Source organism: Paenibacillus favisporus (assembly GCF_040545415.1).
GTDB classification, from domain to species: Bacteria; Bacillota; Bacilli; order Paenibacillales; family Paenibacillaceae; genus Paenibacillus_AQ; species Paenibacillus_AQ favisporus.
Genome location: NZ_JBEPLV010000004.1, coordinates 723,214 through 736,118, shown reverse-complemented (window position 1 = coordinate 736,118; position 12,905 = coordinate 723,214). Strand labels below are relative to the sequence as shown.

The following is a 12,905-nucleotide window of genomic DNA, read 5'->3' as shown; positions in this document are numbered from 1 at the left end:
ATGTCATATTTACATTCGGGGATATCCCCTTTAGGAGGAATGTTTATGAAAAAGAAACGAACCCTAAGCGCGGTAGCTGCTGCTTCCCTGACCGCCATCAGTCTTTCTGTCCCTGCGGCGGCTGCTGCCGAAACTCCGGACGCCGCATCCTACGTCTCCATTCGCGAAACCGCAGTTCGATTGGGCGCCCAAGTCAGCTGGGACCCGAATCAGCACTCGGTGACCGTCACAAAAGAAGGTACGAAGCTGGTACTGACCATCGGGCGCTCCACCGCCGTACTGAATGGCAAAACCGTGCCAGCCGGAGGAACGGTCCGGATTACCGGCCAACAAGCGATGGCTCCGGATGCCTTCCTGTCGGCAGCATTAGGTGGCACAGAGAATGCCAAAGGCCCTTCTGAAGCCGCCGACAATGCCGATCTGTTCCTTCAGGCCTTGCGGGCCGGGAACGGGGCTGAGGCGGCCAAGGTTATGAGCCCCGCCCTGCAGCAGGCCCTGCCCGCTCAAACGCTGAGCGGCCTGTGGAAGAACTACGAGAGCGTCTACGGCCAAGTATCGTCAGTAGGCGGCAAGCAGGAAAGCGACAATGCCGTCCACCATAATGTGGCGTATACACTGCAGACGGCGGCCGTACCGCTTCAGATCACCCTTCGCCTGAATGCAGACCGCCTGGTGGACGATCTGAATATCGGCCCGGTCTCGGCGGGAGGATACCGGCCCCCGGCTTATGATCGCCCGGAGGCTTATACCGAACGGGAGGTCCAAATCGGCGAAGGGGAATGGGCTCTTCCCGGAACGCTGACCTTGCCGGCTGGCCAAGGACCGTTCCCTGCCGTCGTGCTCGTTCACGGCTCCGGTCCGAACGACCGGGACACCTCCATCGGCGGAGCCAAGCCGTTCCGCGACCTGGCAGCGGGATTAGCCGCCAAAGGCATCGCCGTCCTGCGCTACGACAAGATCACGTTTGAGCATACCTTTAAAATCGCCGCCAACCCGAAATTAACCGTCAAAGAAGAGACGGTTGACGATGCACTGTCGGCGGTGAAGCTGCTGACCCAAACCCCGGGCGTCGATCCCGCCCGGATTTACGTGGCGGGGCACAGTCAAGGCGGTTATGCGATGCCGCTCATCGTTGATGCCGATGCCAATGCCGGCCGGAACATCGCCGGCACCATCCTGCTCTCCGGCCCGAGCTCTTCATTTATCGACGTTGTCGTGGAGCAGCAGGCGGAATTGGTTTCTCGCGTGAAACAGCTGGGTCAGGATCCTGCGCCTTACGAGCAGCAGGCAGCTGTGTGGACCCAGGCCGCCAAGCTGCTGGACGACCCGCAGTATTCAGTCTCGCACCTGCCGGAGAGCTTTCCTATTCCACCGGCTTACTGGTGGTACGATAAGAAGGATTACAAGCCAGCCGAATTAGCCAAAACGCAGAGCGGCCCCATGCTCGTCCTGCAGGGCGAAAACGACTGGCAGGTGCCGATGCATGAATTTGAGCAGTGGAAGGAAGCATTAAAAGGCCGTGCCGATGTGGAGTATAAGTCATTCCCGAAAGTAAACCATCTGCTTGCCGAATATGACGGCCTCTCCACCGGTTCGGAATACGCGCAGCCTTCCAACGTGACACCGGCAATCATCGATACGATCGCAAGCTGGATCGGCAAGCAGAAATAGACCGGACATAAGGCGTCGGCCGGCAGCGGGAACCCCGACACTAGATGGCCCAGACGCCGCCAGCTAATAACGCCACTAAGATACATGGCAAGCCCCTTGAACCGGATCAAGGGGCTTGTTTTTTGTGTCTTCCTATTGAGGTTGGTAAACCCATCGATGTTTGGGATGTTGGGGATGTGTGGATTTGTCGTCACGCCCTCTCCCCCTGCGCGGATCCCCGGATGGATTTCCCGCCGGAACTCTGGGATAATGTGGTTTAGAATCTGATTGCTTCATACCTATTCCAATTTCATGCTTAGGAGGCCCTGTCCATGAGTGAAAAACGTCCCATTACCGCCGATGACTTGTACCGGATGCATTGGGTCAGCGACCCTGCTGTATCCCCCAAGAACGGCGCCGTCGCGTACATAATGAAAGCCGTTAACGACCAGCATGGGGGCTACACCTCCCATATTCGCCTGATCTCGCCGGACGGCCGGGAGGATACCACCTTTACCGCCGGCGAGCAGGACGCCTCGCCAGCATGGTCTCCCGACGGCTCCAGGCTGGCCTTTCTGCGCAAGAAGGGCGATGCCCGCCAAGTCTGGGTCATGCCCGCGCACGGCGGCGAAGCCCAGGCCGTAACGGAGCTGAAGCACGGCGTCAGCGCCTTCAAATGGGCGCCCGACGGCAGCGCCCTTCTGCTCCGCGCCGAGGCTCCTTCGGCCGATGAAGCCGTCGGTGCGGACTCCGGAGCCCAAGCGGAGAAGGCCGGCAAGGACAAACAGCCGGACGAAAAAATTATTCATCGTATAAAATACAAGGCCGACGGCGCCGGACTGTGGAATGACCGCAGAACGCATCTGTTCGTTCACGATCTTGCCACTTCCGCTTGTACGCCAGTCACTTCGGGCGACTTCGATGTGTCTTCGTTCAATTGGTCGCCGGACGGCAGCCGCATCATCTATACCGCCACACATGCCTCCGCTTCCTTCCCGGATCCGGACCTCCGCCTGACCAACGATTTATTCGTGGCGGAGCGGGACGGCGGAAACGTCCGCCAATTGACGGACGGGCGGCTGAGCATCGGGGCCATCGCCTACACGCCGGACGGCAGCCATATCCTGATGCTGGCCGACGACCTGAACTGCGGCTTTGCCACGCTGACGCGCATCTACCTGATTCCCGTGAAGGCGGCGAGGCACGCGCCTGCTATGAGGACCTCGACGTACAGCTCGGACACGCCTGCGTTGGCGATATGCGCGCGGGAGCCGGCAGTCCGCCCGTCTTCAGTGAAGACGGCAAGCACGTCTTCCTGCAGCTGAGCGAGGACGGCGGCGTCAAGGTCGCCCGCTTTGCGCTGGACGGCTCCGATTACGAGATCATCGCCGGCGGCGACCGGGAAATTTACCAGTTCGCCCTGGCACCGGAAGGCAGGCTGATTCTCGCTTCCGCAGATACGCTTCATCCGGGAGATCTGTTTGCCTTTGACATGGCAAACGGTGAAGAGACCCGGCTGACCGACTGCAACAAGGAGCTGTTCAGCGAGCTTGTGCTGAGCGAGCCGGAAGCCTTCCGCTTCGAAGCCTCGGACGGCTGGCCGATCCAGGGATGGATCATGAAGCCGGTCGGCTTCAAGGAAGGCTCCAAGGTGCCGGCCATCCTGGAAATCCACGGCGGACCGCAAGCGATGTACGGCTGCACGTTCATGCACGAGTTCCAGCTGCTCGCCGCGGCCGGATTTGCCGTGTTCTACACGAACCCGCGCGGCGGCCACGGGTATGGCCAGGTCCATGTCAATACGGTCCGCGGCGATTACGGCGGACGCGACTACCAGGACCTGATGGATGCGGTGGACTATGTCCTGTCCGCCTATGACTACATCGACGATGCCCGGCTCGGCGTCACCGGCGGCAGCTACGGCGGCTTCATGACGAACTGGATCGTCGGGCATACCGACCGGTTCCAGGCCGCCGTCACCCAGCGTTCGATCTGCAACTGGGTGTCGTTCTACGGCGTCAGCGATATCGGGTACTATTTTACCGAGGACCAGATTTGGGGCAATCCGTGGGACGATCTGGAGAAGCTGTGGAAGCATTCCCCGATCGCTTACGTGAAGCAGGTGAACACGCCGCTCCTGATCCTGCACGGGGAGCAGGATCTCCGCTGCCCGATCGAGCAGGGAGAGCAGCTGTTCGTGGCGCTCAAGCGCCTTGGCAAGGAAGCACAGTTTATCCGTTTTCCGGGAGCCGACCACAACCTGTCCCGCAGCGGCAATCCGCATCTGCGCACCCGCCGGCTGACCCATATCGTACGCTGGTTTGAAGAGCATATCGAGCACTGATTTCACTGACTTCACTGATGCCATTGATTTCTAATTCATAAATGCTATAATCTAAAAAAAGCCCGCCATACCGGATTTCCCCGGTATGACGGGCTTTCTCTATAACGATGACGCAGACCGTTTGTTTTCTTATTCTATTCATCCGTTCACAACCTCAGTGGGCTTACGTCTGTTTACGGAATCATCAGCCCCATTTCCCGCGCCGCTTCGATCAGCACGGGAGCAAACTCATTCAGCGTTTCGCTGGACAGCCGGCTCACCGGGCCAGATACGGACAGGGCAGCGGCGACGTGGCCGTTCCGATTCACGATCGGCACCGCCACCGCGGCGGCGCCAGGCTCGCGCTCCTCGATGCTCGTCGCATAGCCCCGCTCGCGGATGTCCTGCAGCTGCCGCACATAGCTGCCGCCCTTCACCAGCTCCGCCCAATCCGGATCGCTCAGGAGCTCCTCCTGATCGGCAGGCGCGGCAAACGCCACCAGCACCTTGCTCGACGCTCCCACCGTAAGCGGCAGGCGCGCCCCGACCTGCGCCACCCTCCGGATGGCCTGGTTGCTCTGCACCGCCTGGATCCGCAGACGGTCCTTCCCGTCCCGCAGGTACAGGCTGACCGTCTCACCCAGCCGGTCGCGCAGCCGCTCCATCGCCGGCAGCAGCAGCACCGCCGGATCGTCGCTTTGCGATAAATGCGTGGACAGCTCCCACACTTTAATGCCAAGCCGATATTTCTCCGTCGCCGCATCGCGGACGACGAAAGCCTTCTCCTCAAGAGTCGTCATCAGCCGATGGACGGTGCTCTTGTGCAGTCCGATCATTCCGGCAATTTCGGTCAGTCCCAGCTCGCTGTTCTGCGTAAAACACATCAATATATCCAGTGCCCGTTCAACGGCACGAACCGTTAATTTGCGGTCTTCCATTCCGATCCCGCCCCTCAAATGTTTCACCACATGAAACATGGTTACATAAATTATAAGAAATTCGCCGGATAAAGTCTATATTTTCTTCTTTGACCCTTTTGCAAGAAGACGCCAATACGTAGCTAGGGCCAATGTCCGGCATCGCTGCACTCGCACACCACCGGGTGCCCATCTGCATGTGCAAGTTCATGCCGCCGGGCACTCTATGCTCATGTCCGCATCAGGAGGACAAGGGTAGCCGGCAGGTGAACTATGGAGCGGTTCACTATTACAATTGTCTAACAATTGTCCGCCCCGGATTGACTTTGACCTCAGGCTTGCATAGGATATAGAGTAAAATTTTATATGTTTCGTAAACGAAGCCCGGAAGTTAAACTTAATATAGTAAAGTATTTATAAGGAGGGGCACGCATGAACATGACATCCCGTAACGACGTACATCTTCCCCGCCCCCTGCCCGATACACCATTACCGTTATCTACGCGAATGATTCGCTTTAAGCATATTTTGGTGGCACTGCTCTTGTCTGTTGTATTTTTCCTGCTCTTCTGTTTCATTGCGCTGCATGCCTACATCGCCTGGGTGTTGTCCAATCCGACAGTCGCCCCCTTGTACTCCAATCCGATGCAGGCCAAGTCCATGAAATACGAGGACGTCACTTTCCCGGCCCATGACGGCAGCCGGATGATGCAGGGCTGGTACATTCCAGCCGCAGGATCAACCAAGACGATCGTGTTCAGTCACGGGTACGGCGCCAACCGGGAGGAAACCTGGATCCCGATGTACGATTTGGCGCATTTCGCCCACCGCTTAAATTTTAACGTCATTATGTTTGATTACGGTTTCGCTTCTCAGAACAGCAAAGCCGTGGCGACGGGCGGCAAGGTGGAAGCCCAGCAGCTGCTGGGGGCCATCGATCTGGCCAAGCAGCGCGGGGCCAAGCAGATCGTGGTATGGGGCTTCTCGATGGGCGCCGGCACCGCCCTTCAGGCCGGACTGCAGACCAAGGATGTCGACGCCATGATTCTCGACAGCACCTTCCTGCTCGAGCCGGATACGCTGTACCATAACATCAAAAATCAGATCGACCTGCCGCGGCATCCGTCGCTGGAAATTCTGCAGCTGCTGTTCCCTGTACTGAACGGCACGAGCCTGAACCAGATTCCATACCAGCAGGTCAAAAAAGAGGATTATCCGTTCCCGATCTTCTTTATCCACGGGACGGAGGACGAGAAGGCGCCTTATCCAATCGCGGAGAAGCTTGCTTCCAACCAGACCAATCCGTATTCGGACGTCTGGATCGTGAAAGGCAGCCACCACGAGCTGGTCTTCCGCGAACACTCGCGTGAATACCTGCGCCGGGTGTCCACCTTCCTTGGCAATATCAAGCTGGCTGAGCAGAAGGATATCGACAATGACCCTATGATAAGAAAAACGTCTATCGACGTACCTTCAAAGAAGACAGACCGCGATTAGCTGAAGTTTTTCTTGCGATTATAGAATGGTTCAGCTTCGCTGAAATTTATAAATTCTATAATCTTAAAAAAATAGCTGGTACAAACAAAAGAGGGCACGCCCCCTTCCGGGCGTGCCCTCTTTCTATATTGCCGTCATTATTCTTTGATCAAAGACAGAAACTCCGCTCTCGACGCCGGGTCTTCACGGAAAATGCCGCGTACGCCGGAAGTCACCGTCTTGCTGCCCGGCTTCTTCACGCCCCGCGAACACATGCACAGATGCTCGCCTTCCACGACGACCATCACACCATGCGGCTGCAGCACATCGACCATAATGTCGGCGATTTGGGACGTAATCCGCTCCTGTACCTGCAGACGGCGGGTGACCGCCTCGACCAACCGGGCCAACTTGCTGAGTCCGGCAATTTTCCCGCTCGGAATGTAGCCGATATGGACCTTGCCGAAAAACGGCGCCATATGATGCTCGCATTGGCTGTAATACACGATATCCTTGACGATCACCAATTCCTCATGATTTTCGTCAAAAGTCACGCCCAGCACATCACGCGGGTCTACCTCATATCCGGCAAAAATTTCCTCATACATCCGGGTAACGCGGGCGGGTGTCTCAAGAAGCCCTTCCCGCTCGGGATTTTCACCGATCAGCTTCAAAATTTGCTCGATATGGTACTCGATCTTCTCGCGGTTTTCACCAACCCGCGCGTTCACGTAATCTTTAACGCCAGCCACAGCACTTCCTCCTATCGCTACCCCCTGCTTCTCTGTAGACGTTCTATGCCGAGGGGATTATTTCTTCTTGCGGCCTTGACCTTGTGCCGGGCCTTTCTTGCCGGAAAACTGCTGATTTTTCATCATCTGCTGCGCTTTCTGCATCTGGCGCCCGTTCAGGTTGTAACCCATTTGCTTGGCCATCTTTTGAAGCATTTGCGGGTCATTTTGCATTTTTTCCATTTGCTTGCGCAGATAATACACGCCGATAAAAAACCCGCCGACCAAGCCGACGATCAGCGTAATAATTGGAATTACATATTGCATATTCCGCCACCCCTATAAGTATAAATCGATTCCTTGCGCGTGCCTGAGCAGCACGAACCTATCATAGCATGTCCAAATGCGGCTCGCAAATGAATTCTAGGCCAATACAGCCTCGATAAATACGGTCGTTTCCTGCGCCAAATCCAGCTCTTTAATATCCAAATGACCCGCTTCGCCGCGCACGATCCGGACGACCGGACGTCCCGGCAGCCCCCGGTGCTGACGGACGACAAGCCCCGTCTCCTTGTTCGACAGCCTGACGGCCGTCCCGTTGGGATAGATCGACACCATCCTCGTAAACTGGACCAGCACGCCGTGGTCGAGCTGCTTTTCCGACATGGCCATCATTTGCTCGCAGGCTTCATGCGGCATCAGCCTCCGGCCCGAAGGCTTCAGCGGATGAATCATCCGGTCGTAAGCGTCCGCAGCGGCGACGATTTTGGCATATAAATGAATCTCTTCTCCGGTCAGTCCCCGGGGAATGCCCAAGCCGTCTACCCGCTCATGATGCTGAAGGGCGACGTGGGCGATCAGCAGGCCGAACTCCCTTTTGTTCTTGAGCTTCTCGAAACCGCGCCAGGTGTGATGGCTCTTGGAATCCGGGAACAACTCGTCTCCCTCCCGCATGCCGTTCTTACCGATATCATGCAGCAGGGCGCCCGTAGCGAGCTCTTTGACCTGCTGATAATTCAGGCCCATATTGACGCCCATTACCGTGGACAGCAAGCATACATTCATCGCGTGAACATACTGGGCGTTGTCTGCGGTCCGTACATCCGTAAGCTGCACGAGCAGCTCCTTGTTATCCATCACGTCCTCGAGGAGATGGTCCACACTCGCGCCGATCAGCTGGGTGTTCCATTCCTTCCCTGACCGCACCGCTTCAAAAGCGTCGCTCATCTCCTGAATCAAGCCCTGTTTGGTCGCTTCGCTGAGAATGTCCTCCGTATCCACGTCCGCGTACAGCGGATCCTGAATGTAGAGCATCGTGACCCCGATTCGGTTCAGCGTACTGATCATATACACGGTAAGCTGGACACCCGCCGACAGCAGTACCGTCCCATTCCCGGAATAGATGGTTTTCCCCAAAAATTGACCGGGCTCCACACTTTCAATGCCTACATACCTCATGAACGTTCCCCCGATTGGTTACTTAATCGGCCCATCCCTTTCTTTCGGGCAGGGAGTTCTCCAAGGTCAAGAGATGGCGCTTGATCTCCATCCCTCCGCCATATCCTACGAGACTGCCGTCGGCGCCGATCACCCGGTGACACGGGACGATCAGCGGTACGGGATTTTTGTTGTTGGCTCCGCCGACGGCACGGACGGCCTTCGGTCTGCCAATCGCATTTGCGATATCTGCATAGGATCGGATCTCTCCATAAGGAATATCGGCAAGCGAGCTCCAAACCTGAAGCTGGAACGGCGTTCCCCGCATATCCAGCTGCACGTCGAACGTCTTGCGCTCCCCGGCAAAGTACTCACCCAGCTGGCGCTTCGCCTCAGCCAAACGCTCATCATCCTGAACGAAATCACCGCCGCCGCACCAGGTGCGGGACCATTTCTGGAGAACCGCCTCCTTGACGTTAAACGGTCCGAACTCGATCAGGCACAGCCCTTTCTCCGTTGCGCACAGCGTCAGCGGGCCGATCGGAGAAATCATCTCCGAATAATAGACCGTTTCCTTCTCGCCTCCCAGACCGGGAGAAAAATCATCCGCAGCCATTTCGGCATCTGCGGGTTGTCCGCTTCCAGCGGGCTGAAGCTTTTCCTGCGCTTCTCTCATCATGTCTATCACCTTCTCGTCTTGTTCTGAAGCCAGACCTTTATTCAGCCAATTCAAAGCTTCTTCCCCTCCTATCCGGCCCAAAGACCACGCTGCGGCACCCCGCAGTTCCGGTCTTGGGTCTTCCAGCAGCACCCGGCCGAGGCGGGGCACCGCCGATGTATCCTTGAAGTTGCCGAGCGCAATCACGGCGTTGCGCTGAATCGGCTTGCGGCCGCGCCAGGCGGCTGCGCTTTCCCCAAACTTCTCCTTGAACTCCTTATTGCTCAAATCCAGAATAGGCAGCAGCAGCGGCTTGTCCTTCTCGGGATCCGGCAGCAGATACTCATGATGCGTCCAGTTCTTCCCCTTGTTCTTTGGACAGATGACCTGGCAGGTATCGCATCCATACAGCCGGTTGCCGATCTTGCGCATCACCTCGTCCTCCAGAAAGCCCTTGGTCTGGGTCAAAAAGGAGATGCACCGCTGCGCATTGAGCTGGCCGGGGCCGACCAGCGCTCCCGTCGGGCATGCGTCGATGCACATCGTGCAGTCGCCGCAGTCCTCCGTGACGGGCGTATCCGGCGGAAACGGAATGTTGGTCACCATCTCCCCGAGATAGATCCATGAACCCCATTTGGGCGAAATGATGCAGCAGTTCTTCGCGCTGAAGCCGATGCCGGCCCGCTCCGAAACCGCCCGGTCCACCAATGCCCCGGTATCCACCATGCTCTCCATCACCGCATCCGGCACCCGCTCCCGGATAAACGCTTCTAGCTTGCCCATAGCGTCCCGCAGCACCTGATGGTAATCCCGCCCCCATGCGGAACGGGCAAGAATCCCCCGGTATTGTCCAGGCACCTGCTTGGGCTTGTGTTCCATTTTGGATGGATAGGCTACGGCGATAGCAATGAGGGAGGCGGGCTGTGCATCGGGGAGTGCCGGGGTGACGCGTTTGTCCAGATCCGGCTCTTCAAAGCCGGATTCGTAACCAAGCTTGCGGTGGTTCTCGAGAATCGATTTCAGAGAGACAAACGGGTCAGCCGAAGCAAAACCGATATCGTCAATACCGAACCCGGCTGCCGCCTCTTTAATGTCCTGTTTCAGCTGCTCCCACGGCGAAGCCGAAGGAGCGTACGCAGCCTGTGGTTTACTTGATGTCATTTCTCCTTGCGGCCTCCTTTCCGTTAAGAGTCATTCCATAATGTCTTACAGCGATCTCGCTTTGGACAACGGCCAGAAAATAAATTCGGCCCGCCCCACGATGGCGCTCGCTTCCACGCTGCCGAAGGAACGGCTGTCCCGGCTTGCGCCGGCATGCCGGTTGTCCCCCATCACAAAATAGTGATCCTTGTCCAGCTTGACCGGGCCGAAATCCGCATCCTGAATTTCCACCTCGGTGTAAGGCTCGCTCTGCTCCTTACCGTTTACGTACAGCTTGTGGTTCTTCACTTCCACGGTGTCGCCCGGCACGCCGATGATCCGCTTCACCAGAAATTCCTTTTTCTCCGGACCGTTGCTCGGGTCGCGAAGCACGACGACCTCGCCATGCTTCGGTGCGGTAAAATCATATACGATCTTATCGACAAACAGCCGTTCCTGCTCTACCAGCGTCGGCTGCATCGACTGCCCGCGGACCATGGACAGATTAAAAACAAATAAATTCAGCAGCATCATAATGACAAATGCGATAACCAGTGTTTTGGCCCAGTCCCAAAATTCGGACAGCCAGCCGCGCTTGCCTGCCTGCTCTCCCGGCGTTGTAACCGGCACCGGCTCGGGGCGGCCTTGCTCCCGCTGATCGACTTGATTCATGCTACACCTCATTTTTATGACAAATTCCCATATATACAGAAAAGCATATCTTCGGGCCTTTTGCAACGGCGCGTAGATATGCTCAAGTATAGTAAATATTGCTTATTCACGATATGGATGTAGGTTTTCTCCATAATACCAAAGGGTCGTTATCTCTATTGCGGCGCGACAATGCTGAGTTTCTGGAATGCCTGCAGCACCTTGTTGGCCCCGTAGCCCATCGCCTCATACAGAGGCATCGCGGCCTTGTTATGCTCGTCTCCTGCAATCATAATTCCGCTGACCTTACGCTGCTGGAACCGGCCTTCCATCATGGTGACCAGTGCCTTGCCAATTCCCTTGCGGCGGTAATCCGGATGGATGGCGATACGATAGTAGAAGCCGTGGTTATGCTCGATCGTGCCGATCAGGGCACCGACGATCTGTTCATCCTCTTCTGCAACCATAATCAGGTCGGAATCCCAGTAGAGCTGCCTGGAGAAAGGTTCGATCGTATTCTCGTAGCATTCTTCGGATAACGCGATTTGCAGCAGCTCGTTGACACGAGTCGCATCACTTAACTGAAAGGAACGAACATGCATGTTTAAATCTCCCTTTTCGTTAGCTTTATAGGATTAAGGGGATTTTCAGGGAAAACAAAAAAACCCTCTAATCCAAGGTATAGTATTACGACAAAAACCGTGAAAATCCTTCTTTATCATCCATTAAACCATAGTTTACTTTAAAAAACACGCGTTTTCTTTTGAAAGCGCTTTATGGCAAGCGTTTTCATTCTATCATCTGTAAATTTCCCATATAATGGACTAGTTTTGCGGCATAATCCTTCGGGATTTGGGTAAAGGATAACAAATGCGTCTTTCGGCGTGCCTTCACGGAATCCAAAAAAGTTTTTTTCTCGCGATGAAAGAATGGCTCTACCCGCCTGGATCTTTTGAGGTTCTCACTGGAAAAGGCTGCGGTTAAGTCCGTTCCAACACAGCTGGCAAGCCCGCCTCAGGATTAATTCGACTTTGTAAACATAAATGTTGATTTAATCGAAAAAATACGGTTTAATAGAAATGGAATCACGTTCCATGCTACATACTTATGCCGATAAAGGGCTCTTTTGGACAACAAAAGCGTTCCTTTATTCATATGAATCAGCCACTTGCGTTGATTCTACCCAAAAAAACATTAACAGGAGGTATTTATTATGGCATTTCAATTACCACCACTTCCATACCCGAATGATGCGCTCGAGCCGCACATCGACGCTCAAACGATGGAAATCCATCACGACCGTCACCATAACACTTATGTAACGAACCTGAACGCGGCTCTGGAAAATGCTCCTGAACTGCAAAACAAAAGCCTTGAAGAGCTGATCTCCAACCTGGACAGCGTACCTGAGAACATCCGTACAGCCGTTCGCAACAACGGCGGCGGACACGCTAACCACTCCCTCTTCTGGGAAATCATTGCCCCTAAAGGCGGAGACAAGCCAAACGGCCTTCTGGCTCAAGCGATCGACAGCGAGCTTGGCGGCTTGGACAAATTTAAGGAAGAATTCACCAAAGCGGCTACAACCCGTTTCGGCAGCGGCTGGGCATGGCTCGTCGTGGACAAGAACGGCAAACTGGCTGTAACAAGCACGCCTAACCAAGACAACCCGCTGATGGAAGGTCAAACACCGGTCCTCGGTCTGGACGTTTGGGAGCATGCTTACTACCTGAAATACCAAAACAAACGCCCTGACTACATCGCAGCGTTCTGGAACGTTCTGAACTGGGATGTTGTCAGCAAACGTTACCAGGAAATCGTACAGCCGTAAGCTGTACCTTCCCGGAAATAAAGGGGCTGCCCCCAAAGAACTGCATTGCAGTTTCTTGAGGGGCAGCCCCTTTTGCTTGTCTCTCAGCGAG

At 55.8% G+C, this 12,905-nt stretch carries 10 protein-coding genes and 1 pseudogene; 4 read left to right on the top strand and 7 right to left on the bottom strand.

What is annotated here, in order from left to right:
• Positions 1–45 precede the first annotated feature (45 nt).
• Both ABID47_RS21205 and ABID47_RS21200 read left to right on the top strand, forming a co-directional pair.
• On the top strand, positions 46–1,671 hold the full coding sequence (locus ABID47_RS21205) for an alpha/beta hydrolase family protein (RefSeq protein ID WP_354499633.1): 1,626 nt from the start codon (positions 46–48) through the stop codon (positions 1,669–1,671).
• 311 nt (positions 1,672–1,982) lie between these two features.
• A pseudogene (locus ABID47_RS21200) lies at positions 1,983–3,994 on the top strand (prolyl oligopeptidase family serine peptidase).
• A 173-nt stretch (positions 3,995–4,167) separates the two neighbouring features.
• On the opposite strand, the gene ABID47_RS21195 reads toward ABID47_RS21200, so the two are convergent.
• Positions 4,168–4,911 (bottom strand): IclR family transcriptional regulator, encoded by a 744-nt coding sequence (locus ABID47_RS21195; protein ID WP_105444338.1) that lies wholly within the window; start codon positions 4,909–4,911, stop codon positions 4,168–4,170.
• Positions 4,912–5,322: 411 nt separating this feature from the next.
• On the opposite strand from ABID47_RS21195, the gene ABID47_RS21190 reads away from it, so the two are divergent.
• Positions 5,323–6,387 (top strand): alpha/beta hydrolase, encoded by a 1,065-nt coding sequence (locus tag ABID47_RS21190; RefSeq protein WP_354499631.1) that lies wholly within the window; start codon positions 5,323–5,325, stop codon positions 6,385–6,387.
• A 137-nt stretch (positions 6,388–6,524) separates the two neighbouring features.
• Here ABID47_RS21190 and folE read toward each other — a convergent pair whose 3' ends face one another.
• From folE to ABID47_RS21160, 6 genes are all read right to left on the bottom strand, one after another.
• Positions 6,525–7,118: a GTP cyclohydrolase I FolE gene (folE, locus tag ABID47_RS21185; protein ID WP_105444339.1), complete on the bottom strand. Its 594-nt coding sequence runs from the start codon at positions 7,116–7,118 to the stop codon at positions 6,525–6,527.
• Between the two features lie 57 nt (positions 7,119–7,175).
• The gene (locus tag ABID47_RS21180; protein ID WP_076175831.1) at positions 7,176–7,424 is read right to left on the bottom strand and encodes a YneF family protein; all 249 of its coding nucleotides are present in this window, start codon (positions 7,422–7,424) and stop codon (positions 7,176–7,178) included.
• A 96-nt stretch (positions 7,425–7,520) separates the two neighbouring features.
• Complete coding sequence (locus ABID47_RS21175) at positions 7,521–8,555, bottom strand: HD-GYP domain-containing protein (RefSeq protein ID WP_354499628.1); 1,035 nt, start codon at positions 8,553–8,555, stop codon at positions 7,521–7,523.
• A gap of 22 nt (positions 8,556–8,577) precedes the next feature.
• Entirely contained in the window at positions 8,578–10,353 is a 1,776-nt protein-coding gene (queG, locus tag ABID47_RS21170; RefSeq protein WP_354499626.1) for a tRNA epoxyqueuosine(34) reductase QueG, read from the bottom strand.
• A 45-nt stretch (positions 10,354–10,398) separates the two neighbouring features.
• On the bottom strand, positions 10,399–11,004 hold the full coding sequence (gene lepB / locus ABID47_RS21165) for a signal peptidase I (protein ID WP_116234318.1): 606 nt from the start codon (positions 11,002–11,004) through the stop codon (positions 10,399–10,401).
• 155 nt (positions 11,005–11,159) lie between these two features.
• Positions 11,160–11,585, bottom strand: coding sequence for a GNAT family N-acetyltransferase (locus tag ABID47_RS21160; RefSeq protein WP_076175840.1), 426 nt, complete (start codon positions 11,583–11,585; stop codon positions 11,160–11,162).
• A gap of 611 nt (positions 11,586–12,196) precedes the next feature.
• On the opposite strand from ABID47_RS21160, the gene ABID47_RS21155 reads away from it, so the two are divergent.
• A complete protein-coding gene (locus tag ABID47_RS21155; protein WP_076175842.1) occupies positions 12,197–12,814 on the top strand; it encodes a superoxide dismutase in 618 nt (205 codons plus the stop codon).
• Positions 12,815–12,905: the final 91 nt, after the last annotated feature.